Below are 26,017 nucleotides of genomic sequence, written 5' to 3'. Positions count from 1 at the left end.
CCCCGCTGGCAAAGGGCGAGACAAGCGACAACACTGCCCTCAAAAGGGGTAGAGGAAACCGAGATGACAACGACACAAGATATCCATACGCCGGACTTCCTGCGCGGCGACGAGTTTTCCATTCCCACCTTTCGCCTGCTCCGGCAGGACGGCACCCTCCATGAGGGGGCCGAGGCGCCCGCGCTCGAGCGCGACCAGGCGCTCAGGATCTACCGCGCCATGGTGGCGACCCGGGTGCTGGACGAGCGCATGATGGCCGCCCAGCGCCAGGGACGGCTCTCCTTCTACATGCAGTGCACCGGCGAGGAGGCCGCGGTGATCGGCTCGGCGGCGGCGCTCGACGACGCTGACATGATCATGGCCCAGTACCGCGAGCAGGGGGCGCTGGTCTATCGCGGCTTCAGCTACGACGAGTTCATGAACCAGCTGTTCGGTAACGAGCTCGACTACGGCAAGGGCCGCCAGATGCCGATCCACTATGGCTCGCGCAAGCTGCACTACATGACCATCTCGTCGCCCCTGGCCACCCAGATCCCCCAGGCCGCCGGCTACGCCTACGGCCAGAAGCTGGCGGGCGAGGGGCACTGCACCATCGTCTTCTTCGGCGAGGGGGCCGCCTCCGAGGGGGACTTCCATGCCGCGCTGAACATGGCCGCCGTGCACGAGGTGCCGGTGATCTTCTTCTGCCGCAACAACGGCTATGCGATCTCCACCCCCTCCATCGAGCAGTTCGCCGCCGACGGCGTGGCGCCCCGGGCCTTCGGCTACCGCATGCACGTGATCCGCGTCGACGGCAATGACGTGCTGGCGGTGCTGGCGGCGACCCGCAAGGCCCGTCGCATCGCCGTGGAGGAGAACAAGCCGGTGCTGATCGAGGCGATGACCTACCGCCTGGCGGCCCACTCCTCCTCGGATGACCCCTCCGGCTACCGCTCCAAGAAGGAGGAGGAGGCCTGGCGCGACAAGGATCCCATCCAGCGCATGCAGAACTGGCTGCTGGCCAGGGGGTGGTGGGGCGAAGAGGAGGAGAAGACGCTCCAGGAGACGCTGCGCCGCGAGGTGCTGGAGACCATGAAGCGTGCCGAGAAGCGCCCGCCGCCGCCGCTCGACAGCCTGGTCACCGACGTCTATGCGGACGTGACCCCGGCGCTGCAGCGCCAGCTCGATGGGCTCAAGGCCCATATCCGCAAGTACCCGGAGGCCTACCCGAAGGGGGCGCGCTCCCTGGACCCGGACGTGAGTGCCAGCCTCGATACCCAGGGAGGGGAGTGAGATGCCTAACATGAACATGCTGCAGGCGATCAATAACGCCCTGGACATCGCCATGGCCGAGGACGAGAAGGTCATCTGCTTCGGCGAGGACGTGGGCTTCTTCGGCGGCGTCTTCCGCGCCACCAGCCACCTGCAGGAAAAGTACGGCCGCGCACGCTGCTTCAACACCCCGCTGGTGGAGCAGGGCATCATCGGCTTCGCCAACGGCCTGGCCGCCCAGGGCTCGGTGCCGGTGGCGGAGATCCAGTTCGCCGACTACATCTTTCCGGCCTTCGACCAGATCGTCAACGAGACCGCCAAGTTCCGCTACCGCTCGGGGGATCTCTTCAACGTCGGCGGCCTGACCATCCGCGCCCCCTACGGCGGCGGCATCTCCGGAGGCCACTACCACTCCCAGTCGCCGGAGGCCTACTTCGCTCATACGCCCGGCCTCAAGGTGGTGGTGCCCCGCAACCCCTATCAGGCCAAGGGGCTGCTGCTCTCGGCGATCCGCGACCCCGACCCGGTGCTCTTCTTCGAGCCCAAGCGCCTCTACCGCGCCTCCACCGGCGAGGTGCCCGAGGCGGACTACCAGCTGCCCCTGGGGGAGGCGGAGGTGACCCGCGAGGGAAGCGACATCACCGTGCTCGGCTGGGGGGCGCAGATGGAGGAGATCGAGCGCGCCGTGGCGCTGGCCGAGAAGGAGGGCATCTCCTGCGAGGTGATCGACCTGCGCTCCATCCTGCCCTGGGACGAGGACACCGTAGTCGAATCGGTGCTCAAGACCGGGCGCCTGCTGATCACCCACGAGGCGCCGCTGACCGGCGGCTTCGCCGGCGAGATCGCCGCCACCATCCAGGAGCGCTGCTTCCTCTACCTGGAATCTCCCATCGCCCGGGTGACCGGCCTGGATACCCCCTTCCCGCTGACCCTGGAGAAGGAGTACCTGCCGGACCACCTGAAGATCTTCGAAGCGATCCAGGCCTCGATGGCCTTCTGAGGGAGACAAGACGATGAGCGATTTCATGCTGCCCGATATCGGCGAAGGTATCGTGGAGTGCGAGGTAGTGGAGTGGCACGTGGCCGAGGGCGACGTGATCGAGGAGGACCAGCCGGTGGTCGAGGTGATGACCGACAAGGCGCTGGTGGAGATCACCGCCCCCGAGGCGGGGCGGGTAACGCGGCTCTACGTGCAGAAGGGCGAGATCGCCAAGGTGCACGCGCCGCTGTTCGGCTACGTGGCCGAGGGGGAGGCGGACGAGGGGCAGCCCGCGGCCGTGCCGGAAGCGACGCCCGATGACACCGGCGCCGCCGCGCAGGCGCCAGGGGCGACGGTCGACCAGGGCACTGCCGACCGGGCCTCGAGCCGCCAAGGGCAGGCGCCCGACGCCTCGGAGGCGGCCCCGGAAGAGGAGAGAGCCGAGCCGGGCCGTGGCCCCTACGGGCGCATTCCGGTCGCCCCGGCGGTGCGTCGCCTGCTGCGCGAGCACGACCTCGACCTCGAGGCGGTGCCGGGGTCCGGCCGCCAGGGGCGGGTACTCAAGGAGGACGTGCTGCGCTACCTGGAGGAGGGCGGCCCCGACGTCCGAGCCGCCGAAGGTATCGCGGTGGCCGACGCCGGTAGCCGGCAGGAGATACGCGTGGAGCCCCTGCGCGGCGTTCGCGCCGTCATGGCCAGGCGCATGGTGGAGGCGGCCAGCACCATTCCCCACTTCCAGTATGGCGAGGAGATCGACGTCACCGAGCTGCTGGCGCTGCGCGAGCGGTTGAAGCCCAGGGCGGAAGCGCAGGGGACGCGTCTCACGCTGATGCCCTTCTTCATGAAGGCGATGGCGCTGGCGGTGCGCGAGGCGCCTATCCTCAATGCCCGGCTCAGCGATGACGAAAGCGAGATCCACTACCTCGCCTCGGTCAACGTGGGGATGGCGGTGGACAGCCGCGCCGGCCTGCTGGTGCCCAACGTCAAGGGGGTGGAGCGCAGGAGTCTGCTCGCGCTGGCCGAGGAGGTGGCGCGCCTGACCGAGGCGGCCCGCGCCGGCAGGGTAAGCCAGGAGGACCTCAAGGGCGGCACCATCAGCATCTCCAATATCGGAGCGCTCGGGGGCACCTATGCGGCCCCCATCATCAACGCCCCGGAGGTGGCGATCGTGGCCATCGGCAAGACCCAGTGGCTGCCGCGCTTCGACGCCGAGGAGCGGGTGGTCAAGCGGGCGATCATGACCGTCACCTGGGCCGGCGACCATCGCCTTATCGACGGCGGCACCATCGCCCGCTTCTGCAACGCCTGGAAGGGGTATCTGGAGGCGCCGGAGACCATGCTGCTCCACTTGGGCTGACGGCCATGACCCAGGCGCCCCTGCAGCAGTTCTATATCCCGGAAGAGCAGTCGATCTACCTGCTCAGCCACCAGGACGCCCGCAAGCTCAAGGCGTGGGTGGCGCTGTGCCAGGCCCAGCTCGAGCAGCTGGGCTACCGGGAGATCGCGCTGATCGGCAAGGGCGCCTATGGCTTCGTCTTCGCGGGGCTGACCGCGCTCGGCGACGAGTATGTCTTCAAGTTCACACGGGTCAACCTGCCCCAGCACCTCCAGGACCGCCTCGAGGAGGAGGCCTTCATGCTGGAGCAGGTGGACCACCCCCGGGTCCCGAAGCTGATCGCCTACCAGCGGGTGCGCCACCAGGCGATCCTTGTCATGCAGCGGGCGCCGGGCCTCAACCTCGAGGAGGTGTCGCTGCGCGAGGGCCGGCTCTCGCCGCGCCTGGTGGTGCATATCGCCGGCCAGCTGGCCGATATCCTGAGCACCCTGCGCCGGGAGTCCGGGCCGGCCGGCCGCCCCATCGTGCATGGCGACATCAAGCCCTCCAACCTGGTCTTCGACGCCGCCACCGAGAACATCGCCCTGATCGACTGGGGCTCCTCGGTGTTCGCCCAACTCGACGCCAACCAGCAGTTTGTGGCGGCCAACGTCATGGAGCTGATGTCCGACAACCTCCAGCAGACCAACGCCCGCCTGGGCGACGTCTACTTCATCGGCGAGGAGCAGCTGAACGGCGCGCTCTCCTCGCCGCGCTTCGACGAGCAGGGGGCCGCCGGCACCCTCTATGCGCTGGCCTCGGCGCAGTCCTGCCGCTTCGGCCACCGCGCCATTCCCGCAACCTCCCTGGGGCTGCCGGTGGAGTTCGCGCGCATGCTCGACGGCATGCTCGACCCCGATCCGCGCCAGCGCCACCGGGCCGGCGACCACTTCATCCGCGAGATGCCCAGGCTCTCCCGGCTGGTGATGATCGACCTACCGGTCACGCCGCCCCAGGCGCTGGTGCCGGTCTGGGTGCGCCCGGCCGAGCGCGAGATCGACACCGTGGTCTACAGCTCGCGCAAGGCCTTCCTGCGCGAGGAGGGGGCGCCGGAGACCCTGAGCGACGTCAACGACGTGCAGCTCGATCGCTACTACAAGAACTTCATGCAGGGCATGGGCGAGACCGAGAAGGCCTTCCTGGCCGCGGTGAGCCGGCTGGGGCGCTACCCGGTGGTGGGGGGGCTGGCGGTGCGCTGGGAGGCCGACGGGGTCTATATCGACACCTCGCTGAACCTGCACGACGCCGCCCGGCGACCGGCCTTCATCGCCGCGGTCAACAACATGGTGCACCTGGCCCGGGCCATCTACCGCCAGGGCATCTTCAAGAGCTGCCTGTTCAACGCCCGGGACACCCTGCACCTGGATCGCGAGGGGCCGGAGCAGCCCTTCCGGCTGGAGCCCGGAATGCGGCTGGCCTACGAGGTCAGCGCGATGCCGGAGCTGGAGGACCGCAGCCGCCTGCACAGCTACTTCGAGGATGGCCCCGACCCCGAGGAGTTCCTGATACTGCCCGAGCAGATCATCACCTCCCTGGAGGCGCTCAACGAGATCCACCACACCGGCATGATCATCTTCGAGGCGCGGCCGGCTCACCTCAAGATCCACAGCTACTACCGCCTGCTCGACCCCTCCCGGGAGGCGGAGTTCCGCCGCCGCCTGGAGGACATCCTCGACGCCGTGGGCCTGATCGAAGGGCTCGGGGTCTCCGGCTTCATGAAGATGCCCTACAAGGACACCCGCTTCTTCCCCCACGTGGAGCGCCAGCCGGAGCGCTTCTATCCGCGCGACCCGCGCGCCGCGCTGCGGGAATCGGCACGCAGGGCAGAGGGCGGCTGACCCCGGTTCAGCGGTTCATCGCCTGGGGCAGGTAGAGGGCTATCTCCGGGAAGAGGTGCATCAGGGCGATGGCCGCCAGCATGAGCAGGAAGAAGGGCAGGGTGGCCCGGGTGATGGTGAGGATGTCCTTGCCCGTCAGCCCCTGGATCACGAAGAGGTTGAACCCCACCGGCGGGGTGATCTGCGACATCTCCACCACGATCACCAGGTAGATGCCGAACCAGATCAGGTCGAAGTCCGCGGCGCTGATCACCGGCATGATGATGGCGGTGATCAGCAGGATCAGCGAGATGCCGTCCAGGAAGCAGCCCATCACCAGCAGCAGCAGGGTCAGGGCCACCAGCAGCAGGGTGGGGGAGAGCCCCATCTCGCCGATGGCCCGGGCCAGCTGCATGGGGACCTGGGTGAAGCCCATCGCCGAGGTCAGGAAGGAGGCCCCGGCGATGATGAAGGCGATCATGCAGGAGGTCCGGACCGCGGCGAAGAGCGACTCCCGGAAGACGACCGAGCCGAAGTGGCCGTTCCAGCGGGCGATCAGCATCGAGAGCACCACCCCCACCGCGGCGGCCTCGGTGGGGGACGCCAGGCCGCCGTAGATGGAGGCGATGATCCCGCCGATCAGAGCCAGGATCGGCAGCAGCGCGAGGGTCTGGCGCAACTTCTGGGCAAGCGGCAGGGCGGATTCGTCCGGGCCGGTGAGCCCCGCCCGGTTGCCCTTGAGCAGCGACCACAGGATCAGGTAGCCCATGAAGAGCGAGAGGATCATGAGCCCCGGTCCGATGCCGGCCATGAAGAGCCGCGAGATGGACTGCTCGGTGACCACGCCGTAGACGATCAGCACGATCGAGGGCGGGATCAGCAGCCCCAGGGTGGAGGCGCTGGCCAGGGTGCCGATGGCCATCTGGGGGTCGTAGCCGCGCCGTTCCAGCTCCGGCAGGGTCATCTTGCCCACGGTGGCGCAGGTGGCCGCCGAGGAGCCGCAGACGGCGGCAAACATGCCGCTGCCGATGATGTTGGTGTGCAGCAGTCGGCCGGGCAGCCGGTTCAGCCAGGGCGAGAGCCCCCGGAACATGTTGTCGGCCAGGCCCGAGCGGAAGAGGATCTCGCCCATCCAGATGAACATCGGCAGGGCGGTCAGGTCCCAGCCGTAGCTGGCGCCCCAGAAGTCTGAGGCGAGGATGGGGCCGGGGGCGAAGGGGGTGAAGAACGCCAGGGCCACCCAGGCGGTGCCGATCAGGGCGAAGGCGATCCAGACCCCGCTGCCGAGCAGCAGGGCCAGGGTCAGGATGGCGGTTAGGGACAGGGCTAGCACGTGGTGTCGTCTCCCGGTGAGCCGGTCAGGGCAGGTCGCTGTCGTCGGTGGCCGTGAGCTCGCGGAAGCTGTCGGGGTCCCGGGCGGCGATGCGCAGGGTCATCAGCAGGGCCTCGGCCAGCGCCAGGCAGAGCAGCCCGACGCCGGTCGCCAGCACGGTCTGGGGGATCCACAGCGGGATCGACAGGAAGCCCGAGGAGACGTCGCGGTAGTGCAGGCTCTCGCGGGCGAGCTCGACCAGGCCGTAGGCCAGCAGCAGGCCGATGGCCAGCGCCACGACCAGGCACCACACCTCCACCCAGACCCGGAATCGCGAGGGAAGCCGGGAGAGCAGCAGGGTCACCCGGATATGGGCGTGATGGACGAAGGTGTAGGCGAGCCCCAGGAAGGTCGCCCCGACCAGCAGGTAGGCGGCGAGCTCGGAGACCCCGGTGATGCCGAGGCCCAGGCGGCGCAGCCCGACCAGGATCAGCAGGGCATCCAGCACGCGAAAGGTGACCTGCAGCGCCACCAGGGCGCAGATGGTGACCATGCAGGCGGCCGCCCCCCAGGCCCCCAGGCGGTAGAGCAGCGCAAACCTGAAGGTCATGGAGGCGCTTGTCGGGCGGCCGGCCGTCATCGTCTCTTACTCCTCGAGTCCGGCGCGGTAGGCCTCGAGCAGCTCCTTCGCCTGGTCGCTGGCGCGGGACTCCCAGTCGGCGAAGAGCTTGTCACCGGCCGCCTGTAGCGCCTCGGCCACGGCCTCGTTGGGGGTCACCACCGAGACGCCATTGGCCGCCAGGGCCTCGAGGCTCGTCGCGTTGTTGTCGCGGCTCATCTGCCAGCCCCGCTCCTCGGCGCGGGCGGCCGCCTCGAGCAGCGCCTCCTGGGTGGCCTCGTCGAGGCGGTCGAAGGCGCGCTGGTTGATAAACACGATGTTCTTGGGCAGCCAGAGGTTGGCGTCGGTGTAGTGGGAGACATAGTCCCAGGCGGTCATGGCGTTGCCGGTGGCGCTGGAGGTGATCATGGCGTCCACCCGGCCGGTGCTGAAGGCGGTGGGAATGTCGGACTCCTCGGTCTCGGTGGGGCTGCCGCCGAGGTTCTGCACGAAGCGCTGGGTGTTGATGTTGGGGGCGCGCACCCTGAGCCCCTCGAACTGCTCGGGGTCGGTGATCTCCTCCCGGGTGTAGAGGCCCTGGGCCGGCCAGGCCACGGCGTAGAGGGGCTTGAGCCCCTCCGCCGCGAAGAGCTCGGTGATCATGGGGCGGGTAGCGTCCCACAGCGCCATGGCCTCCTCGTAGCTGCCCGCCACCCCCGGCAGGGTGTCGATCTCGAAGATGGGGTCGTCGTTGGAGAGGGTCGAGAGGAAGACCTCGCCTGCCTCGATGGTGCCGCGGCGCACCGAGGGCTTGATCTCGCCGTGGGCCACCAGGGAGCCACCGCTGTGGACGGTGATGCGCAGCGCGCCTTCGGTGGCCTCGGCCACGTCCTCGGCGAACTGCTTGACGTTCTGGGTATGGAAGCTGGCGTCTCCGTAGGGGGTGGCCATGTTCCACTCGGCGGCCTGAACGGCGCCGGCGAAGGCGAGGGCGGAGAGCGGGAGCAGCAGCGGCGTGAAGCGATGTGGACGCATGGTGCGAACCTCCTGAGGGATGCCGATGACGGAGCGTAGACTCCTCGAAGCCTAGCAGGTGCCTGGCCGGCCGCCCGGTGACCTTTCGACCTGCTCTAAACGGTGGTGGACGCCCCTGCCGGTCGACATCGGGCAGTGCCATGGCGCCGCGGCGGCTGTGATAGGGTATTTTCATCAGTGGGGGTCGAACATGATCGGTGCTGCCTGTCACCCAGGCTCGCCGCCCCCTCGGTCTCGGGAGGCGAGCAGGTAACGGATGAATATCAGAACCTTGGAAACCTTCGTGTGGATTGCCCGACTGGGCAGCTTCAGGGCCGCCGCCAAACGGCTCTATGCCTCCCAGCCCTCCGTCTCCGCGAGGATCTCGAGCCTCGAGGATGAGCTGCGTACCGAGCTGTTCGACCGCACGGGGCGCAGGGCGGTCCTCACCGCCAAGGGGCGGCAGCTGCTGGTCTACGCGGAGAAGATCCTCCAGCTACACTCCGAGCTTCTCGAGACCGTGGCTCGCCCCGATGCCATCCACGGCACCATTCGGCTGGGGGTCTCGGAGACCATCGCCTACACCTGGCTGCCGCGGCTGATCGAGAAGATCAGCGAGGCCTACCCGGCCATCAACCTCGAGCTGGACGTGGACATTTCGGTCAACCTGGCCGACAAGCTCACCAGCCGCGAGATCGACATCGCCTTCCTAATCGGCGAGGTGAACCAGGCGGATTTCGTCAGCCGCCCCTTCTGCCGCTACGCCCTGGTCTGGGTGGCCAGCCCCTCGATTCCCCTGCCCGAGGAGCCGATCCGCCTGGCCGATCTGGCCAGGATTCCGATCATCACCTACCCGCGCCGCAGCGAGCCCTATGCAAATATCCGCTCCCTGGTGACCCCCACGGACCACCCCTCCCGGATTCACTCGAGCTCGTCGCTCTCCACCATCATCAGGATGACGGTCGACGGGCTCGGTGTGAGCGCACTGCCGCGGGAGATTCTCACCCGGGAGCTGGCCACGGGGGCGCTTCGGGAGTTCCGGGTCGAGGCCACGCTGCCGGACCTGGTGTTCAGCACCGCCTACAGCGCCTCACCCGGTGCCGGCGTGGTCCGCGCGGTGGCCGAACTGTCGCTTGCCACGGTGGCGGAAGGCGACCGAAGCGGTGATAGGCTCCCTAGTGATCAGCTTTATTGATCAAAAGTGATCCTGAATATCGATTTGAAGTAATCATTTGTTCTGCCCTACCTTTGAAGGACCGCATGCAGAGGCAGAACAATGACCCCAACAACGCTCCCTTATGCCGAGAACGACCCGAGAGCCGTGCGCCTCGCCGCTCGTGATGGCACCCTGGTCGGCCCCACCGCGGGCCTGGCCAAGGGGTATGTCCAGGTCAACCTGGTGATCCTTCCCGAAGCTCAGGCCAACGGCTTCCTGCGCTTCTGCCAGGCCAACCCCCGGCCCTGCCCGCTGCTGGCCGTCACCGAGCCCGGCGAGCGTATCTGCGGCGCGCTGGGGGAGGACCTGGATATCGCCCGCGACGTTCCCGCCTATGGCATCTACCGCGACGGCCGGCTGGCCGAGACGGTGCATGACGTCGCCGGGATCTGGCGAGATGACCTGGTGACCTTCGCCCTGGGCTGCTCCTTCACCTTCGAGCATGCCCTGGCGCTGGATGGGCTGCCGGTGCGCCATATCGACGAGGGACGCAATGTTCCGATGTACAACACCTCCGTCCCGCTGATCCCGGCGGGCGGCTTCGGCGGTCGCCTGGTGGTCTCCATGCGCCCCTACCGGGCCGCGGATGCCATCCGGGCGATCCAGATCACCAGCCGCTATCCCCAGGCACACGGTGCGCCGGTGCATTTCGGTGACCCGGCACTCATCGGGATCCCGGACATCGGCACCCCCGATTACGGCGATGCGGTCACGATCGGCGAGGACGAGATCCCGGTGTTCTGGGCCTGCGGGGTCACGCCCCAGCAGGTGCTGGTCGAGTCTGCCATCGAGTTTGCCATCACCCACAGCCCGGGCCATATGCTGATCACGGACATTCCCGACAGTCGCCTGGCCCTGCTGTAACCCTCGAAAGACCCCACAACACCAACAAGAGGTAGATCCCATGATGACCCCGAAATCCCTCGTGACTGCTGTGGCTGCCGGCATGCTGGTGGCCGCCTCCCAGGCCCAGGCCCAGGAGCTGGACGAGACCAGCATCGCCTACGTGGGCAGCTGGAGCAGCCTGTCGCTCTATCAGAACTTCGAGCGCCCCTTCTGGGAGCGCCACCTGCCCGAGGCCTCCGGTGGCCGGATCACCACCGATGTCACCACCTTCGACCAGATGGGGCTCGGGGGAGGGGAGGTCTACCGCCTGATGGGCCGCGACGTGATCGAGGTGGCCTCCACCGTTATCAACTATGCCGTGCAGGATGCGCCGGAGCTCGAGGGGCTGGACATGCCGATGATCGCACCGGACGTGGAGACGGCCCGGGCGGTGGCCGACGCCTATCGTCCGGTGCTGGCCGACGCCTTCGCCAAGCGCTATCGCAACGCGCACCTGCTGGCCGTGGTGCCCTATCCCTCGCAGATGGTCTTCTGCAATGTCGCCATCGACGGGCTCTCCGATCTGGCCGGCAAGAAGGTCAGGGCCAGCGGCCGGACCACCGCCGAGTTCCTGGAAGCGCTGGGCGCCGAGGGCATCACGCTGAACTTCAGCGAGGTACCCGGTGCCATGCAGCGTGGCGTCATCGACTGCGCCGTGACCGGCTCGCTCTCCGGCTACAGCTCCGGCTGGCATGAGGTCTCCACCCACCTCTACCCGCTGCCGGTGGGGGGCTGGGATCATGTGGTTACGGCCATGAACGGCAACAAATGGGCCTCCCTGTCGCCCGAGACCCAGGAGTGGCTGACCGCCGAGATCCGCGACCACTACGAGAACCCGGTGTGGGAGTCCGCCGTGGAGGAGACCCGCGAGGGGATCGCCTGCCTGACCGGCGAAGGGGAGTGTACCCGTGGCGACCCCGGCAGGATGGTGCTGGTCGAGGCGACCGATGAGGACTACGCGGAGGCGACGCGTCACCTCGAGGAGACCCTGCTGCCGAACTGGGCCAACCGCGTGGACCAGGAGTGGGTCGATCGCTGGAACGAGACCATCGGGGCCATCACGGGCCTGACGGCCACCAAGTAATTCCCGTTCGATGACTGCCGGCGACCGGGCTGTTCTACAGCCCGGCCTCGCCCTGGAGAGACACATGTTGCAACGGGTCAATACCACCCTCGATCGGGTGCTGGATGGCGTGCAGGTCGGCTCCCTCTGGCTGGCGAGAGCCGGCGGCGTGCTGATTCTGCTGACCGTGGCCATGGTCACCCTGGAAGTGCTGTCGCGGCGCTTCATGGGGCGCTCGGCCGTCCATGCCACGGAGATCACCGGCTATATCATGGCGATCAGCGCCAGCTGGTCGTTCGCCTTCACCCTGATGCGCAAGGCGCACATTCGCATCGATGCCCTCTACCTCAACCTGCCGGTCAGCGTCCGTGGGGTGCTCGATCTGGTCGCCCTGCTCGCCATGGCGCTCTTCTGCGTGCTGGTGGTCGGGGCCGCCTTCGAGGTCACCAAGGACTCCTACCTGGCTGGGGCGACGGCCAACACCCCGCTCGGCACGCCCATCTGGCTGCCCCAGGCGCTGTGGCTGCTGGGGCTGGCCTGGTTCAGCCTCGCCGTCGGCCTGCTCTCGCTGCGCGTCCTCCTCGGCCTGCTGTGTCGGGATGTGGAGGGGGTCCAGCGGCTGGCGGGCAGCCCGACGCTGGATGAGCAGATCAGCGAAGAAAACAAGGAAGCCCACTCATGATTCTGATCGCACTGCTGGTGCTGCTCGTCCTGCTGCTGGTCAGCGTCCCCGTGGCGGCGACCCTGATAGCCCTGGGGCTGTTCCTGGATGAGTTCTTTTCCCCCTTCCCGCTGGTCAGGGCCATGGGCGACGTGCTCTGGTCGGCCTCCGACAGCTTCCTGCTGATCGCCATCCCCCTGTTCATCCTGCTGGGCGAGATCCTGGTGCGTACCGGGATCGCCAAGGGTACCTACCGGGCGCTGGAGAGCTGGCTCTCCTGGCTGCCGGGTGGGCTGCTGCATGCCAACATCGGCACCGCGACGCTGTTTTCCGCCACCTCCGGGTCCAGCGTGGCGACGGCGGCCACCATCGGCACCGTAGCCATCCCCCAGGGCAAGGAAATGAAGTACGATGCCAAGCTGTTCACCGGCTCGATCGCCGCCGGGGGCACCCTCGGCATCATGATTCCCCCCTCCATCAACCTGATCGTCTACGGCTTTCTGACCGAGACCTCGATTCCCCAGCTCTTCGCCGCGGGCCTGATTCCGGGTCTGCTGCTGGCGGTGCTGTTCATGGTCGGCACGGCCCTGATCTGCATGTGGCGCCCCAGCCTCGGTGGGCCCAGTACCCACCACAGCTGGGGAGAGCGTATCGCGGGGCTCAGGCACCTGGTCCCCGTGCTGATCCTGTTCGGCATCGTGGTGGGCTCGATCTATGCGGGCTGGGCGACCCCCACCGAGGCGGCCTCGCTGGGGGTGATCGGGGCGCTGCTGATCGCGCTGTTCATGCGCAAGCTGTCGCTGCGCATCATCGTCGAGGCCCTGGATGGCACCATGCGCACCACCGGCATGATCATGCTGATCATCATCGCCTCCTACTTCCTCAACTTCGTGCTGGCTTCCACCGGGGTCACCCGGGAGCTCACCGCCTTCCTGGAGTCGGCGGGTCTCGGTCCCTACTCGACCCTGATGCTGGTGATCGTGCTCTACATCATCCTCGGCTTCTTCATCGAGACGCTGTCGCTGATGGTGATCACCATCCCCATCGTGGCGCCCATCGTGATCGCCATGGGCTTCGATCCGGTGTGGTTCGGCATCCTGCTGATCCTGCTCATCGAGATGGCGCTGATCACCCCGCCGGTGGGGCTCAACCTCTACGTGGTCCAGGGGGTTCGCCAGGGCGGCTCCTTCAACGACGTGATGCTCGGCGCCATGCCCTATGTCGGCATCATGTTCATCATGGCGATCGTGCTGATCCTCTTCCCGTCGGTCGCCATGTACCTGCCCAACCTGGTGCGCGGCTAGTGCCGCCGCCCACCAGGCACCGCTCGCCGCTCACCACTCACAACAAGGAGGAGCCCATAGTGACCACATTCTATCTTTCGGCGACACAGCCACCCGTCGAGGTGGAGGTCGAGGAGCTGATCATCGCCGGCTGGGCCGGCCGCGAGCAGGCTGCCATCGACGAGCACATCGAGGAGCTCCGGGCGATCGGCGTGACCCCGCCCTCCACCACGCCGCTCTTCTACCGCGTGGCGGCCAACCAGCTGACCACCGACCCCGGCGTCCAGGTGCTGGGCGAGGCCACCAGCGGCGAAGTGGAGGTGGTGCTGATCGGCAGCCACGCCGGCACCCTGGTCGGCATCGGGTCCGACCACACCGACCGGGAGGCCGAAGCATGGTCGGTGGCGCACTCCAAGCAGGTCTGTGCCAAGCCGGTAGGCGGGAGCGTATGGCGCCTCGACGAGGTGATCGACCACTGGGACGAGCTGACCCTGGCCTCCCATGCCACCATCGATGGGGAGGAGGTGTGCTACCAGCAGGGGGGCGTGACCGGGCTGCTGCATCCCGAGGCGTTGCTGTCGCGTTTCGGGCTGGCCGGTGCGCAGCTGGCGCCGGGCCAGGTGATGTTCTGTGGCACCCTGCCGGTGATCGGCGGGGTGCGGCCCGCCGAGGCCTTTCGCGTGGTGCTGACGGACCCGGTCTCCGGACGTACCCTGGAGCACGCCTACCGGGTCGAGACCCTGCCGGTCGTGGCATGAGGCGAGGCAAGTCAGCATGCTGAGCGTTCTGCTGGCCAAGCTCATCGCCACGGCGGTGGTGGTGGTCGGGGTGTCGCTTGCGGTCGGCAAGCTGGGGCCGCGGCTGGGCGGTATCATCGCCGGAACCCCCATCGTCCTGGGCCCCGGCTACTTCTTCATGCTTCGGGACCATTCGACCGAGTTCATCCAGGCCGCGGCGCTCTCGACCCTGCATGCGCTGGTCGCCACCCTGCTGTTCAGCATCAGCTTCGTGGTCACCGCCGGACGGCTGAGCGCCCTGGCCAGCCTGGGTCTCGCCACGCTGTGCTGGGTGCCCGCGGCCCTGCTGTTCTCGCGGGTGCCGGGAGGGGTGGGGGGCGCGGTGCTGATGTACCTCGCCATACTGCTGCTGGCGGAGGGGATCCGGCGGGGGCTCCGGTTGCGCCAGCCCGTCGTGGTGGCGCGATCCGGCTGGTTCGACCTGGCGCTGCGCGGCCTGCTGGCCGGCGTGCTGGTGAGCGTGGCGACCACCCTGGCGGTCAAGTCGGGCCCGCTGCTTTCCGGCATGCTGGTGGGGTTCCCGGTGGGGCTGTTTACCATTGGCTGGACCCTGCATGAGCGCTACGGTCCCGATGTGGCGCGTGCCACCGTGAGCATGGCCCAGAAGGGCATGCTGAGCCTGGTGGCCTTCGGCGTGGTGACGGCGGCACTGGTCGGCCACCTGCCTCCGATGGGAGTCTTCCTGCTCGCGCTGCTGGCTTCCATGGGCGTCAGCGCGACGCTGTTCCTGATCAGCCAGTGGCGGTTCAGGCGCGCCCTCGCCAGCAGGGGCGGCACCCTCGATTCATGAGCCGACGGCGGCACACGGAACACTTCCAACAAGCCAGAAATCAACGCAGACAGCTACGCACACAACAACGCAGACAGCCACGCACACAACAATGACAAGGAGGCCTGGCCATGGCCGATATCACCCCTGACCCGGCGGCGCAGGGTGCCATCATCGACTCACGCTCCGGCGGGGAGGATGAGCGCCGGGTCCTGCGCCGCGACCCCGACCCCCACCTGTTCCGGCCTATCCAGTTTCGCTCGGTCACCGCCCGCAACCGGATCATGCTCTCGCCCATGTGCCAGTACTCTGGGCACGACGGCCTGACCAACGACTGGCATCTCGTTCATCTGGGTGCCAGGGCCGCCGGTGGCGCCGGCTGGGTGTTCACCGAGGCGGTGCACATCGAGCCCCGGGGGAGAATCACCCCGCACTGCCTCGGGCTCTGGAACGACGAGCAGCGCGACCGCCTGGCCCGCATCGCCGCCTTCGTCGAGGCCCAGGGTGCGGTGCCGGGGATCCAGCTGGGCCACGCCGGGCGCAAGGCGTCGGTGGGGCGCCCCTGGGAGGGCTCACGCCCCCTGACGCCTGCCGAGGGGGGCTGGCAGGATCAGGTCTCGGCCTCGGCGCTGCCCTATGCCCGGGGCTGGGCGACGCCCGAGGCCATGTCGGTCGACCAGATCGAGGCGTCCATCGCCAGCCTCAAGGCCAGCGTGCGCCGTGCCCGGGAGGCGGGCTTCAAGGCGCTGGAACTGCACGGCGCCCACGGCTATCTGATCCATCAGTTCCTGTCCCCCCTGAGCAATCGGCGCGATGATGGCTACGGCGGCAGCTTCGACAATCGCATCCGCTTCCTGCTGGAGTCCATCGCGGCGACCCGGGAGGAGTGGCCCGAGGAGTTGCCGCTGTTCCTGCGCCTCTCCTGCACCGACTGGGTCGAGGGAGGCTGGGACCTGGAGCAGACGGTGCGACTGGCCGCGCGGCTGAAGGCGCTGGGCCAGGTGGACCTGATCGACTGCTCCTCGGGTGGCAACGACCCCCGCCAGGCGATTCCCATCCACCCCGGCTACCAGATTCCCCTGGCCCAGGCGGTGCGCAGCGGGGCCGAGATCGCGACCGGTGCCGTCGGCCTGATCCATAGTCCCGACCTTGCCGAGTCGGTGATCGCCAACGGCCAGGCCGACCTGGTGATCCTCGGGCGGGCCCTGCTGGCCGATCCGGTCTGGCCGCTGCGGGCCGCCGCGGCGCTGAAGGCCCGGAACGTGGCCTGGCCGAGCCAGTACGAACGCTCCAATATCTTCTAGAACTTCCAGGCCCCGGGCCCAATCCTGTTTCACAAGGAGAGACTCCATGACACCTATCCTGCTCAACGCCGACATGGGGGAAAGCTACGGCCCCTGGGTGATGGGGCTCGACCATGAGGTGATGCCCCACGTGGACCTGGCCAACGTCGCCTGCGGCTTCCACGCCTCGGACCCCGACGTGATCCGCATGACGGTGCGCCTGGCGAAGAGGCACGGGGTGCGTGTCGGCGCCCACCCGGCCTACCCGGATCTGGTGGGCTTCGGGCGCCGCTCCCTGGCCTGCTCGTCCGAGGAGGTCGAGAACCTGGTGCTCTACCAGCTCGGGGCGCTTCACGGCATGTGCCGGGGGGAAGGGGTCGAGGTGAGCTACGTGAAGCCCCACGGTGCCCTCTACAACGACATGGCCCGGGACCCGGAGATCATGACCGCGGTGATGCGGGCGATACTCGCCTTCGACCCCGCGCTGCCCTTGATGACCATGGCCACCCGCGACACCGCGGCGGCCCGGGCGCTGGCCGAGGCCGAGGGGGTGGCGTTGTGGTTCGAGGCCTTCGCCGACCGCGCCTACGACGGCGAGGGGCGACTGGTCTCCCGGCGCGAGACGGGGGCGGTGCATCATGACCAGGCGGTGATCGTGGACCAGGCGCGGCGTATCGCCACCGGCCAGCCGCTCACCGCCAGGGACGGCAGCGAGCTGGTGCTGGCCGCTGACACCCTCTGCGTGCACGGCGACAACCCCGAGTCCATCGCCGCGGTGCGGGCGATCCGCCAGGCCCTCGACGAGATCGAGGCCGGCTCATGAGGGGGGAGGACGCACGGCTGCCGCGGCTGGAGTCCGCCGGCCTGGACGGGTGGATGGTGCGGCTCTTCGAGCGCATCGAAGAGTCCAACCTGGCCTGGATCACCCCGCTGACGCGGCGCTGCGAGGCGGCCTTCGGCGAGGCGCTGGTCGACCTGGTGCCTTCCTATACCACCCTGCTGGTGGTCTTCGACCCGCTCAGGCTCTCCCCCGAGGAGGCCCGCCGCCGGCTGCTCGGGCTGCTGGGGGATCTCGAACCGGACGAGCAGGCCGATGCCGGCGAGGTCCGCGAGTTGCCCACCTGGTACGACCCTAGCGTAGGGCCGGACCTGCCCCGGGTGGCCGAGCGGGTCGGGATGACGGTGGACGAGGTGATCGCCTGCCACGCCGGCCACGACTTTCGGGTCTTCGCGCTGGGCTTCGCGCCCGGCTTCGCCTTCATGGGGCTGCTGGACGCGCGCCTCGAAGTGCCAAGGCTCGACACGCCCCGCAAGCGGGTGCCGGTCAACAGCGTGGCCATCGCCGGGCGCCAGACCGCCGCCTACCCGGCGGTGACCCCCGGCGGCTGGCACCTGCTGGGACGCACCTCCGCGCGGCTCTTCGATCGCGACCGCGAGGGTTTCAGCCTGCTCCGGGTGGGCGACCGGGTGCGCTTCGTGCCCGTGGACCGGCAGGCCTTCGAGGCCGAGGGGGGCGATACCACGCCCATGGAGGCAGGGAGATGAGTCGCGACAAAGGAAGATATACCGTTATCGGATTTCGCGTCGAACGTGCCGGCCCCCTGGCGCTGCTGCAGGATGCCGGGCGCTTCGGCGTGCGCCGCCTGGGGGTCACCCAGGGTGGGCCGGCCGACCTCCACGGCTGGGCCTGGGCCAACCGCCTGGCGGGCAATCCCTGGGGCGCGGCGGCGCTGGAGGTCACCTTCGGCGGGCTGACCCTGGTGGCCGAGCGCGACCTGACGCTTGCCGTGGCCGGTGCCGACCTGGGGGCCACCCTGGACGGCGAGCCGCTGCCGCTGTGGCAGCGCATTACCTGCAAGGAAGGGCAGCGGCTGGTCTTCGCCGCGCCGGCCAACGGCCTGCGCGCCTACCTGGCGGTGGCCGGCGGCTTCGTCGCCGAGCCGGTGCTGGGCAGCGTGGCCTGCGTGGTGCGCGAGGGGCTGGGCGGCTTCGACGGGCGCGGCAGCCGGCTTGCCGAAGGGGATCGCCTGACGGTGGGAGAGCCCCGGGGCATCGATGGGCCGACCGAGGCACCGGAGGCGCTACGACCCGACTATCGCGCTCCGGCCAGGCTTGCGCTGCTGCCCGGCGCCCAGATCAGCGACTTCACCGCCCAGAGCCTGTTCCAGGCCTTCAACTCGGCCTGGCGGGTGGATGACCGCGCCGACCGCATGGGGGTGAGGCTGACCGGGCCGCGGCTGCAGTGCCGCATCGCTTCGCTGGTCTCGGAGGGCATCGGCCTCGGGGCCGTGCAGGTGCCGCCGGACGGCCAGCCCATCGCGCTGCTCAACGACCGCCAGACTATCGGCGGCTATCCGCGGCTGGGGGCGCTGACGCCGCTTGCCGCCTCGCGGCTGGCCCAGTGCCTGCCGGGGCAGGAGGTGCGGCTGGTAGCAAGCTCTGGCGAGCAGGCGCTGGGCGAGCTGCGCCGCTTTCACGCCGCACTCGCCCGCTAGAGAGGACTCAGGGCGAAGGCGTCAAGCGCCCAGGCCGCTCTCCCGCAGCACCTGGTCGATGCTGCGCTCGGTCGGGGCCTGGCTGTCGGTAGGCAGCAGCTGGGTCTCCAGGGCGGTGATGCCGCCCTCGACGCAGCGGGTGATCAGTTCGCTCTTGCTCAGGCCGGTGGTCTCGGCCAGGGTCTCGAGGCGGGCTTCCAGATCGCGGGAAAATCTCAGCAGGTGAGGCATCTCGTCGTCTCCAACAGGCCCATCCTCGGGCGGGGTGTTTTCCTCAGGATAAAACGGATGTTTTATCCTGTCACGCTTCCTTACGTTGAGCCTGCCATCCCGAGATGACGGCAGGGTGACAGCGGGTGCTGTCTCTGCGATTGCCCTGCGATGGGCACCCTTGCAACTACTGGCATCGGTGCTAGCATGCCCGGCTCGAACAGTGCATTAAACCAAGCGCCCGGGACGACCCGGTGCGCGCCTGCGCAGCGGGGACGGCCTCGCCTGGAAAGGACATCATCGAGATGGCGTGGATTCTTGTGGCCGTGGCCGGCCTGCTGGAGGTCGCCTGGGCCCTGGGGCTGAAGGCCTCCGCCGGCTTCACCCGGCCGCTGCCGAGCGTGCTGACCGTGCTGGCCATGGTGGCCAGCTTCTACCTGCTGGCCCAGGCGATGAAGGTGCTGCCGGTGGGCACCGCCTATGCGGTGTGGGTCGGCATCGGCGCGGTGGGCACCGTGCTGCTGGGCATCCTGATCTACGGGGACAGCGCCTCGCCGCTGCGCCTGCTCAGCCTGGTGCTGATCCTGGCCGGCCTGGTCGGCCTCAAGCTGGCCGGCTGAGGGCGGGGCAGGGGCTGACCTAGGCCTGGCGCTTCATGACCTGGGTGATGATCGGCACCGGGGTCATCAGGTGCTCGCGCATCATCTCGCTGGCGCGCTCCACGTCCCGGGCGAGGATCACCTCCACCAGGGCGGCATGTTCCTGGCGCTTGCGCTTGAGCGCCTGCTCCGAGAAGACCGTCTCGCGCAGCCACAGGTGGCGGTAGCGCTCCACCTGGTCGAACAGGCTCTCGCGCACCTGCAGCAGGTGGGGCGAGCGACAACCGCTGGCGATGGCGGTATGGAAGGCCTTGTGGCGGGCGTCCCAGACATCGAGCAGCTCGTCGGGGGAATTGACCTCCATCACCTTGGCGAGGGTGTGAGCGGTGGCCAGGATCTCGGCCTCCCAGGCGTCGTCGCCGCGCTCAATGGCCAGCCGCAGCACCAGCCCCTCGAGCTGGGCGCGGGCGTCGTAGAGGTCCTCGAGCTCGGCCAGGGACATGGGGGCCACCCGGTAGCCGCGCTGGCTGATCGCCACCACCAGGCGCTCGGCCACCAGCTGGGAGAGCGCCTCGCGCAGCGGGCCGACGCCGAGGTCATAGCGCTCCTTGAGCCGGCTCATCAGCAGCTTCTCGCCGGGCCGGAAGACCCCGCGGATGATGTCCTGCTTGAGCCAGCGGTAGGCGCTGATGCCGAGGTTCTGCCGAGGGGGAGTCGTGTCCATGCCGCCTGCGTCCTTGTACTTATTTGGGTCGTACTTATTCGAGCCGTACTTATTCAAGCCGTACGTGTCCAAGCCGTTCTTATCCAAGCCATCGTTTGCCGACATCATAGCCGAACATCGCCGATCTGAATAATCGGCGGCATCCTGCCGTAATGGCGCCATTTGCCCGGCGGGCGTCAGCGTGTCGCCATGGCCTCCTCGCTCCACTCGGCGATGGCCAGGGCCAGCTCGTCGGCGGCGCGGCCGAAGGCCTCCACCACCTGTGCCACGGCGGTCCCCTCGCTGGGCTCGCGCACTTCGAAGCGCCGCTCGGCCAGCAGCCGTCGCTGGCTCTCGTCCACCAGGCTGGCGTCGAGGCGGATCACCGCCACCGGCGAGCCCTGCGCCTCTGCCGGCGGATAGACGCTGTGAAAGGCGCGCAGGTCGCTGACCAGCGCCACATCGGCGCCCAGCGGGCTGTTGTCATCCTGGACGTGCAGGCGGCCGCGGTCGCGCAGCCCCTCCACCAGGCGGTCGCGCAGCAGCAGCGGGGTGCGGTCGCTCCAGCGGGCGCCGGCGTAGGCCTGCAGGCGGTTGGGCTCCGGCATCACCAGGATGCGTGCCCCGGAGAGCAGCGCCGGTGCCTGGGGGGTCTCCACCCGCAGGCGTGCCTCCAGGGGGGCGCTCTGGGCGGGGGCAAGCGGGGTGGCGGGCAGCAGGTGAAGGCTGGGCGGCTCGCTCTCCGGCAGCAGGGTGCAGGCGGTGAGGGTGCTTGCCAGCAGCAGCAGGGCCAGGCGTCTCACGGTGAAAACTCCTCGATCGGTTCACGGCCCAGCAGGAAGTCGGCCGGGTTCTCCTCCAGGCGGCGGGTGATGCGCCCCAGGGTGTCCAGGGTGCCGCGCAGCTCGCGGATGGTGGGGCCCAGATCGCCCAGCCCCTGCATGCCGCGGCCCAGGGCCTCCTCATTGCTGCCGAGCAGCTCCTCCAGGCGGCGGGCCATGCCCTGCAGGCTGCCCATGGCCTGGCCGGCGCTCTCCAGGGCCTGGCGGCCGTCCCCCTCGACCAGGGTCTCGGCGCTCTGGCTCAGGCCGGCCAGCGACCGCAGCAGGGCGGTAGCTTCCTGCCCCAGCCGGTCGGCGATGTCGACTACCGCGCCGAGCTCGCCGCTGCGCGCGGCCAGCTCCTCGCTGAGCTGCTCCAGGTTGATCAGGATCTGCTCGACCCGGGCAGTGTTCTCCTCGTCGAGCAGGCGGTTGGCGTTGGTGATCAGCTGGTTCAGGCCGCCGATCAGGGTTTCGCCGTCGGCGAGCAGCGAGCCCAGAGCGGAGGGCTCGGCGAGGATCAGCGGCGGGTCGTTGCGGCTTCCCTGCAGGCGCGGCCGCTCCGGGCTGCCACCCCGCAGTTGGATGTTCATGCTGCCGGTGACGTTGGCCAGGGCTAGGCTGGCGCGGGTGTCCTCGCGCACCGGAATATCGGCGTCGATGCGGATCAGGGCGCGCACCAGGCGCGGATCATCCGGATCCAGGCGCAGGTCGGCCACGTCGCCGACCCGGATGCCGCTGAACAGCACCGCATTGCCGGTGGCCAGGCCCCCGACGGGGCTCTCGAAGCCGACCTCGTAGAAGGTCACCTCGCGGTCGGTGGCGGACTTGCCGAGCCAGAGGGCGAAGCCCAGGGCCGCGACGACGGCGATGACGGTAAAGAGGCCGATCACCAGGTGGTGGGCGCGAGTTTCCATCAGGGTGTCTCCATGTCCGTGGCCTGGCCGCCGGCGGGCGCGGCGTTTTCGGCGGCCCGGGAGGCCGCCCGCCCCCGGGGGCCGTGAAAGTAGTCTCTTATCCAGGCGTCGTCGCTGGCCTCCACCACCGGCAGGCGGTCGGCGACCAGCACCCGGCGCTGGGAGAGCACGGCGACCCGGTCGCAGGCGGTATAGAGCGTATCCAGGTCGTGGGTGACCAGGAAGACGCTGAGCCCCAGGGCGTCGCGCAGGGTCATGATCAGCCGGTCGAAGTCGGCGGCGCCGATGGGGTCGAGGCCGGCGGTGGGTTCATCGAGGAAGAGCACCTCGGGGTCCAGGGCCAGGGCCCGGGCCAGGGCGGCGCGCTTGACCATGCCGCCGGAGAGCTCCGAGGGCATCTTGAGGGCGGCGTGGCGAGGAAGCCCCGCCAGGGCCAGCTTCATGCGCGCCAGGTCCTCGGCGTCCGGCCGGGCGAGACCGGCATGCTCGATCAGCGGCAGGGCCACGTTCTCCTGGAGGTTGAGCGACGAGAAGAGCGCCCCGCGCTGGAAGAGCACGCCGAAGCGGCGCTCCATCTCGGAGCGCTGGCGGGCGGGCAGGGCGGAGAGGTCCTCGCCGAACAGCTCCACCCGGCCCGCGTCGGGGCGCTTGAGGCCCACGATGCTCCTGAGCAGCACCGACTTGCCGGTGCCGGAGCCGCCCACCACGCCGAGGATCTCGCCGCGGCGGATGTCCAGGTCGAGATCCTCGTGGACCACGTGGCTGCCGAAGCGGTTGGCCAGCCCCCGCACCCGGATGACCGTGTCGTTGGCGCCGCTCACCAGCCCATCTCCATGAAGAAGAGCGCGGCCACGGCGTCGAGCAGGATCACCATGAAGATCGACTGCACCACGCTCGAGGTGGTGTGCTCGCCCACCGACTGGGCGCTGCCGCTCACCTTGAAGCCCTCCAGGCAGCCGATCACCGCGATCAGGAAGGCGAACAGCGGCGCCTTGCCCAGCCCCACCAGGAAGTGGTTGAGGGGAATGTCGCGCTGCAGGATCAGCAGGAACTGGGTGGCCGAGATATCGAGCATGAAGATGCACACCAGGGCGCCGCCGAGGATGCCGCAGAGCATGCCGATAAAGGTCAGGATCGGCAGAATCACCATCATGGCCAGCAGCCGCGGCAGCACCAGGAGCTCCACCGGGTCGAGGCCCAGGGCGCGGATGGCGTCGATCTCCTCGTTGGCCTTCATGGAGCCGATCTGGGCGGTGAAGGCGCTGGCGGTGCGCCCGGCCAGCAGGATGGCGGCCAGCAGCACCCCGAACTCGCGCAGGAAGGCGAAGGCTACCAGGTTGACGGTGAAGATGGTGGCGCCGAAATCGCGCAGCACGGTGGCGCCCAGGAAGGCCACCACGGCCCCTACCAGGAAGGTGAGCAGGGCGACGATGGGCACGGCGTTGAGCCCGGTCTGATGGACATGGGCCACCAGCGCGGTGACCCGCCAGCGCCAGGGGCGCACCAGGCAGGCCAGCAGGGTGGTGAGGGTCAGGCCGATGAAGCCGAGCAGCAGGCGCTGCTGGTGCCATAGGGCGGTGATGCGCTCGCCGATGTCGACCAGCCAGTCGGCCAGCGCCGCCCGGCGAGGCGCCTCCGGCTCCAGCGGCTCGCGCAGTACCTTGGCCACGGTCTCGAGCAGCGCCTGGCGCGCCTTGGGCAGGTCAGGTGCCCAGCGCGACACCTCGGCCACGCGATCGGCACCGACCAGCTCCACCAGCAGGCGGGCCCCGGCGGTGTCCAGGGCGGCGAGGCCGGAGAGGTCCAGGGTGGCATCGGGGGCCGCGTCACGGCGGTGGGCGAGCACCTGCTCCCGCAGCTCGCGGTGGTGCGTGAGGGTCCAGTCACCGCTGATCAGCAGCCGGCCGGCCTCCATTTGGAGTCGGCCGGGCGAGGCGTCGGTCGAGGCCATGGTGCGGAGACTCCTTCTCTATCGGTCGACATTCCCTGGGCAATCATTGCCGTCCCATCATAGCGTTAACCTACAGCTTTGTATGCCCCCCGGGGTGATCGCCTGCGAGCTACTCCGGCGGGGTGCCCAGCGCCTGCCAGGCCGCGTAGGTGCTGAGGAAGACCCGCCCGGTCAGGTCGTCGAGGAAGTCGCTGCGCTTGAGGCGGTCCATCACTGGCCCCTTCACCTCGGCCAGGTGCAGGGTGACGCCGGACTCCTTGAGGCGGGCGTTGATGGCGTCGAGGCTCTCCAGCGCCGAGGCGTCGATCAGGTTGACCGCCGAGCAGATCAGCACCACGTGCTCGAGCCCGGGGCGGCGTACCACCAGGGCGTGGACGGTGTCCTCCAGGTAGCGGGCGTTGGCGAAGTACAGGCTCTCGTCGATGCGCAGGAAGGCGACGTGGCTCAGGGTCTCCACCTCGTGGCGGGTGACGCTGCGAAAGTGCTCGCTGCCGGGAATCAGCCCCACGATGGCGCTGTGGGGGCGGCTGGTGCGGTAGAGGAAGAGCGCCACCGAGAGCAGTACCCCACTGATGATGCCGGCCTCGGCCCCCTCCGCCAGGGTGAGCAGGATGGTCACGGCCATGGCCGAGAAGTCGGCCCGGGAGTAGCGCCAGGTCTGGCGGATCATGGGGAGATCCACCAGGGTCAGTGCGGCCACGGTGATGGTGGCGGCCAGGGTGGCGATGGGCAGGTGGTAGAGCAGTGGGGTGAAGGCCAGGGTGACCAGGCCGATGCCGAGTGCGGTGAAGAGCCCGGCCATGGGGGTCTGGGCGCCGGCCTCGTCGCTGACCACGGTGCGCGACAGCCCGCCGGTGACCGGCATCCCGGCGGTGAAGGCGGCGGCCAGGTTGGCGCCGCCCAGGCCCACCAGCTCCTGGTTGGGGGAGATGCGCTGGCGCCGCCGGGCGGCCAGCATCTGGGCCATGGAGATCGACTCCACGAACCCCACCACACTGATCAGCAGCGCCGGAATCAGCAGCGCATACCAGAGCGAGCCGTCGAAGCCCGGCAGGGTCAGCGGCGGCAGCCCGCTCGGCACCGAGCCGATCACTGCCACGCCGCGTTCGGCGAGCCCCAGGTGCCAGCTGAGCCAGGTGGTGACCAGCACCGCCAGCACCGGGCCCGAGCGCGCCAGCAGGGCGGCGATGGGGTCGGCCAGGCCGAGGCGGCGCAGCAGCGTCCTGGCGTGGCGCCGGCACAGCAGCAGGAAGAGTAGGGTGCCACCTCCCAGCGCCAGGGTCGGCCAGTGCACGGCGTCGAGGCTTGAGGCCAGGCTGCCCAGCAGGGCAATGACGGTGTAACCGTTGGCCTCGATGCCCAGCAGGTGGGCGGCCTGGCTGGCGGCGATCAGGAGCCCCGAGGCGGAGAGAAATCCCGCGATCACCGGGTGGCTCAGGAAGTTGGTGAAGAAGCCCAGGCGGGCCAGGCCCATGGCCGCGAGCATCAGCCCGGAGAGCAGTGAGAGCACCAGGGCCGCCTGCAGGTACTCCGGGGTGCCCGGGGTGGCCACCCCGGAGAGGGCCGCACCAGTCATCAGCGCGATGATCGCCACCGGCCCCACCGCCAGGGTACGGCTGGTGCCGAGCAGCGCATAGAGCACCGCCGGCAGGATGCTGGCGTAGAGCCCCACCACGGCGGGCAGGCCGGCGAGCAGGGCGTAGGCCAGCGACTGGGGAATCACCATCACGGTGACGATCAGGCCGGCCAGCAGGTCGGCGCCACCCAGCCGGCGGTTGTAGTGGGGCAGCCAGGTGAGAATCGGCAGGTAGCGCTTGAGCATCCGTTCTTCGTTCGGCATAGGGAGTGACCCTAGAGACTAAACGATATGTGTGGCCGTGCTCAGCGTGGGTTAGCAAAAATCCGCGTAAACCCTCGCCCACTCGGGCGGGGATACAAGCGGGCAGCGCGATAGCGCTGCTGGGTTTGCGGTATGGGGCCCGGCAGCATAAGCTGTACATATATCCATGTACCAATGG

26 protein-coding genes are annotated in these 26,017 nt (G+C 69.0%); 16 read left to right on the top strand and 10 right to left on the bottom strand.

Annotated features, from left to right (window positions below; all coding sequences use genetic code 11):
• Positions 1-63 precede the first annotated feature (63 nt).
• The 4 genes from B6N23_RS02330 to B6N23_RS02315 are packed head-to-tail and all read left to right on the top strand — an operon-like array spanning position 64 to position 5,443.
• Positions 64-1,272: a thiamine pyrophosphate-dependent dehydrogenase E1 component subunit alpha gene (locus B6N23_RS02330; RefSeq protein WP_305501601.1), complete on the top strand. Its 1,209-nt coding sequence runs from the start codon at positions 64-66 to the stop codon at positions 1,270-1,272.
• A gap of 1 nt (position 1,273) precedes the next feature.
• Entirely contained in the window at positions 1,274-2,251 is a 978-nt protein-coding gene (locus B6N23_RS02325; RefSeq protein ID WP_305501600.1) for an alpha-ketoacid dehydrogenase subunit beta, read from the top strand.
• Positions 2,252-2,264: 13 nt separating this feature from the next.
• A complete protein-coding gene (locus tag B6N23_RS02320; RefSeq protein WP_305501599.1) occupies positions 2,265-3,587 on the top strand; it encodes a 2-oxo acid dehydrogenase subunit E2 in 1,323 nt (440 codons plus the stop codon).
• Positions 3,588-3,592: 5 nt separating this feature from the next.
• Positions 3,593-5,443: a protein kinase domain-containing protein gene (locus tag B6N23_RS02315; RefSeq protein WP_305501598.1), complete on the top strand. Its 1,851-nt coding sequence runs from the start codon at positions 3,593-3,595 to the stop codon at positions 5,441-5,443.
• A 7-nt stretch (positions 5,444-5,450) separates the two neighbouring features.
• Here the strand turns inward: B6N23_RS02315 and B6N23_RS02310 are convergent, their stop codons facing one another.
• From B6N23_RS02310 to B6N23_RS02300, 3 genes are read right to left on the bottom strand one after another with little or no spacing between them, the layout of a single operon-like run.
• On the bottom strand, positions 5,451-6,755 hold the full coding sequence (locus B6N23_RS02310; protein WP_305501597.1) for a TRAP transporter large permease: 1,305 nt from the start codon (positions 6,753-6,755) through the stop codon (positions 5,451-5,453).
• A 25-nt stretch (positions 6,756-6,780) separates the two neighbouring features.
• Positions 6,781-7,344, bottom strand: coding sequence for a TRAP transporter small permease (locus tag B6N23_RS02305; RefSeq protein WP_305501596.1), 564 nt, complete (start codon positions 7,342-7,344; stop codon positions 6,781-6,783).
• Positions 7,345-7,380: 36 nt separating this feature from the next.
• On the bottom strand, positions 7,381-8,367 hold the full coding sequence (locus B6N23_RS02300; protein WP_305501595.1) for a TRAP transporter substrate-binding protein: 987 nt from the start codon (positions 8,365-8,367) through the stop codon (positions 7,381-7,383).
• Between the two features lie 256 nt (positions 8,368-8,623).
• On the opposite strand from B6N23_RS02300, the gene B6N23_RS02295 reads away from it, so the two are divergent.
• From B6N23_RS02295 to B6N23_RS02245, 11 genes are all read left to right on the top strand, one after another.
• On the top strand, positions 8,624-9,541 hold the full coding sequence (locus B6N23_RS02295; protein WP_305501594.1) for a LysR family transcriptional regulator: 918 nt from the start codon (positions 8,624-8,626) through the stop codon (positions 9,539-9,541).
• An 81-nt stretch (positions 9,542-9,622) separates the two neighbouring features.
• Entirely contained in the window at positions 9,623-10,426 is an 804-nt protein-coding gene (locus B6N23_RS02290; protein ID WP_305501593.1) for a putative hydro-lyase, read from the top strand.
• Positions 10,427-10,466: 40 nt separating this feature from the next.
• On the top strand, positions 10,467-11,531 hold the full coding sequence (locus tag B6N23_RS02285) for a TRAP transporter substrate-binding protein (protein ID WP_305501592.1): 1,065 nt from the start codon (positions 10,467-10,469) through the stop codon (positions 11,529-11,531).
• A 64-nt stretch (positions 11,532-11,595) separates the two neighbouring features.
• On the top strand, positions 11,596-12,192 hold the full coding sequence (locus tag B6N23_RS02280; RefSeq protein ID WP_305501591.1) for a TRAP transporter small permease subunit: 597 nt from the start codon (positions 11,596-11,598) through the stop codon (positions 12,190-12,192).
• Complete coding sequence (locus B6N23_RS02275; RefSeq protein WP_119022814.1) at positions 12,189-13,475, top strand: TRAP transporter large permease; 1,287 nt, start codon at positions 12,189-12,191, stop codon at positions 13,473-13,475. Before B6N23_RS02280 ends, B6N23_RS02275 begins: the two co-directional genes overlap by 4 nt.
• Positions 13,476-13,534: 59 nt before the next feature.
• Positions 13,535-14,212 (top strand): DUF2848 domain-containing protein, encoded by a 678-nt coding sequence (locus B6N23_RS02270; RefSeq protein ID WP_305501590.1) that lies wholly within the window; start codon positions 13,535-13,537, stop codon positions 14,210-14,212.
• Positions 14,213-14,228: 16 nt separating this feature from the next.
• Positions 14,229-15,041, top strand: coding sequence for a hypothetical protein (locus B6N23_RS02265; protein WP_305501589.1), 813 nt, complete (start codon positions 14,229-14,231; stop codon positions 15,039-15,041).
• A gap of 110 nt (positions 15,042-15,151) precedes the next feature.
• The gene (locus B6N23_RS02260) at positions 15,152-16,324 is read left to right on the top strand and encodes an NADH:flavin oxidoreductase/NADH oxidase (protein ID WP_305501588.1); all 1,173 of its coding nucleotides are present in this window, start codon (positions 15,152-15,154) and stop codon (positions 16,322-16,324) included.
• Positions 16,325-16,370: 46 nt separating this feature from the next.
• On the top strand, positions 16,371-17,126 hold the full coding sequence (locus tag B6N23_RS02255) for a 5-oxoprolinase subunit PxpA (RefSeq protein ID WP_305501587.1): 756 nt from the start codon (positions 16,371-16,373) through the stop codon (positions 17,124-17,126).
• Positions 17,123-17,848, top strand: coding sequence for a 5-oxoprolinase subunit B family protein (locus tag B6N23_RS02250; RefSeq protein WP_305501586.1), 726 nt, complete (start codon positions 17,123-17,125; stop codon positions 17,846-17,848). The genes B6N23_RS02255 and B6N23_RS02250 overlap by 4 nt, the downstream gene beginning before the upstream one ends.
• Positions 17,845-18,798, top strand: coding sequence for a 5-oxoprolinase subunit C family protein (locus B6N23_RS02245; protein ID WP_305501585.1), 954 nt, complete (start codon positions 17,845-17,847; stop codon positions 18,796-18,798). The genes B6N23_RS02250 and B6N23_RS02245 overlap by 4 nt, the downstream gene beginning before the upstream one ends.
• 21 nt (positions 18,799-18,819) lie before the next feature.
• Here B6N23_RS02245 and B6N23_RS02240 read toward each other — a convergent pair whose 3' ends face one another.
• Positions 18,820-19,029 carry a sugar phosphate isomerase family gene (locus B6N23_RS02240; protein WP_305501584.1) on the bottom strand — a complete coding sequence of 70 codons (210 nt, stop codon included), beginning with the start codon at positions 19,027-19,029 and terminating at the stop codon, positions 18,820-18,822.
• A gap of 284 nt (positions 19,030-19,313) precedes the next feature.
• Between B6N23_RS02240 and sugE the strand changes: the two genes are divergently transcribed.
• A complete protein-coding gene (sugE, locus tag B6N23_RS02235; protein ID WP_162899980.1) occupies positions 19,314-19,628 on the top strand; it encodes a quaternary ammonium compound efflux SMR transporter SugE in 315 nt (104 codons plus the stop codon).
• A gap of 19 nt (positions 19,629-19,647) precedes the next feature.
• On the opposite strand, the gene csiR is transcribed toward sugE, so the two are convergent.
• The 6 genes from csiR to B6N23_RS02205 form a co-directional block, all read right to left on the bottom strand.
• A complete protein-coding gene (gene csiR, locus B6N23_RS02230) occupies positions 19,648-20,331 on the bottom strand; it encodes a DNA-binding transcriptional regulator CsiR (protein ID WP_305501583.1) in 684 nt (227 codons plus the stop codon).
• Between the two features lie 176 nt (positions 20,332-20,507).
• Entirely contained in the window at positions 20,508-21,113 is a 606-nt protein-coding gene (locus B6N23_RS02225; protein WP_305501582.1) for an ABC-type transport auxiliary lipoprotein family protein, read from the bottom strand.
• Positions 21,110-22,048: an MlaD family protein gene (locus tag B6N23_RS02220; RefSeq protein ID WP_305501581.1), complete on the bottom strand. Its 939-nt coding sequence runs from the start codon at positions 22,046-22,048 to the stop codon at positions 21,110-21,112. Before B6N23_RS02220 ends, B6N23_RS02225 begins: the two co-directional genes overlap by 4 nt.
• Complete coding sequence (locus tag B6N23_RS02215) at positions 22,048-22,869, bottom strand: ABC transporter ATP-binding protein (RefSeq protein WP_305501580.1); 822 nt, start codon at positions 22,867-22,869, stop codon at positions 22,048-22,050. Before B6N23_RS02215 ends, B6N23_RS02220 begins: the two co-directional genes overlap by 1 nt.
• Positions 22,866-23,999 (bottom strand): ABC transporter permease, encoded by a 1,134-nt coding sequence (locus B6N23_RS02210; protein ID WP_305501579.1) that lies wholly within the window; start codon positions 23,997-23,999, stop codon positions 22,866-22,868. Before B6N23_RS02210 ends, B6N23_RS02215 begins: the two co-directional genes overlap by 4 nt.
• A gap of 109 nt (positions 24,000-24,108) precedes the next feature.
• Entirely contained in the window at positions 24,109-25,821 is a 1,713-nt protein-coding gene (locus tag B6N23_RS02205; RefSeq protein ID WP_305501578.1) for a SulP family inorganic anion transporter, read from the bottom strand.
• Between the last annotated feature and the right edge of the window lie 196 nt (positions 25,822-26,017).

Source organism: Halomonas alkalicola (assembly GCF_030704205.1).
Taxonomy (GTDB): domain Bacteria; phylum Pseudomonadota; class Gammaproteobacteria; order Pseudomonadales; family Halomonadaceae; genus Halomonas; species Halomonas alkalicola.
The sequence above is the reverse complement of the archived record's forward strand: the minus strand, read 5'-3'. Positions and strand labels throughout refer to the sequence as shown.

Bases quoted from the DNA above. Each gene is read 5' to 3' on its own strand.
- B6N23_RS02330 (WP_305501601.1), top strand. From the start codon at position 64: ATGACAACGACACAAGATATCCATACGCCGGACTTCCTGCGCGGCGAC.
- B6N23_RS02325 (WP_305501600.1), top strand. From the start codon at position 1,274: ATGCCTAACATGAACATGCTGCAGGCGATCAATAACGCCCTGGACATC.
- B6N23_RS02320 (WP_305501599.1), top strand. From the start codon at position 2,265: ATGAGCGATTTCATGCTGCCCGATATCGGCGAAGGTATCGTGGAGTGC.
- B6N23_RS02315 (WP_305501598.1), top strand. From the start codon at position 3,593: ATGACCCAGGCGCCCCTGCAGCAGTTCTATATCCCGGAAGAGCAGTCG.
- B6N23_RS02305 (WP_305501596.1), bottom strand. From the start codon at position 7,344: ATGACCTTCAGGTTTGCGCTGCTCTACCGCCTGGGGGCCTGGGGGGCG.
- B6N23_RS02300 (WP_305501595.1), bottom strand. From the start codon at position 8,367: ATGCGTCCACATCGCTTCACGCCGCTGCTGCTCCCGCTCTCCGCCCTC.
- B6N23_RS02295 (WP_305501594.1), top strand. From the start codon at position 8,624: ATGAATATCAGAACCTTGGAAACCTTCGTGTGGATTGCCCGACTGGGC.
- B6N23_RS02290 (WP_305501593.1), top strand. From the start codon at position 9,623: ATGACCCCAACAACGCTCCCTTATGCCGAGAACGACCCGAGAGCCGTG.
- B6N23_RS02285 (WP_305501592.1), top strand. From the start codon at position 10,467: ATGATGACCCCGAAATCCCTCGTGACTGCTGTGGCTGCCGGCATGCTG.
- B6N23_RS02280 (WP_305501591.1), top strand. From the start codon at position 11,596: ATGTTGCAACGGGTCAATACCACCCTCGATCGGGTGCTGGATGGCGTG.
- B6N23_RS02275 (WP_119022814.1), top strand. From the start codon at position 12,189: ATGATTCTGATCGCACTGCTGGTGCTGCTCGTCCTGCTGCTGGTCAGC.
- B6N23_RS02265 (WP_305501589.1), top strand. From the start codon at position 14,229: ATGCTGAGCGTTCTGCTGGCCAAGCTCATCGCCACGGCGGTGGTGGTG.
- B6N23_RS02260 (WP_305501588.1), top strand. From the start codon at position 15,152: ATGGCCGATATCACCCCTGACCCGGCGGCGCAGGGTGCCATCATCGAC.
- B6N23_RS02255 (WP_305501587.1), top strand. From the start codon at position 16,371: ATGACACCTATCCTGCTCAACGCCGACATGGGGGAAAGCTACGGCCCC.
- B6N23_RS02250 (WP_305501586.1), top strand. From the start codon at position 17,123: ATGAGGGGGGAGGACGCACGGCTGCCGCGGCTGGAGTCCGCCGGCCTG.
- B6N23_RS02245 (WP_305501585.1), top strand. From the start codon at position 17,845: ATGAGTCGCGACAAAGGAAGATATACCGTTATCGGATTTCGCGTCGAA.
- B6N23_RS02240 (WP_305501584.1), bottom strand. From the start codon at position 19,029: ATGCCTCACCTGCTGAGATTTTCCCGCGATCTGGAAGCCCGCCTCGAG.
- sugE (WP_162899980.1), top strand. From the start codon at position 19,314: ATGGCGTGGATTCTTGTGGCCGTGGCCGGCCTGCTGGAGGTCGCCTGG.
- csiR (WP_305501583.1), bottom strand. From the start codon at position 20,331: ATGGACACGACTCCCCCTCGGCAGAACCTCGGCATCAGCGCCTACCGC.
- B6N23_RS02220 (WP_305501581.1), bottom strand. From the start codon at position 22,048: ATGGAAACTCGCGCCCACCACCTGGTGATCGGCCTCTTTACCGTCATC.
- B6N23_RS02210 (WP_305501579.1), bottom strand. From the start codon at position 23,999: ATGGCCTCGACCGACGCCTCGCCCGGCCGACTCCAAATGGAGGCCGGC.
- B6N23_RS02205 (WP_305501578.1), bottom strand. From the start codon at position 25,821: ATGCTCAAGCGCTACCTGCCGATTCTCACCTGGCTGCCCCACTACAAC.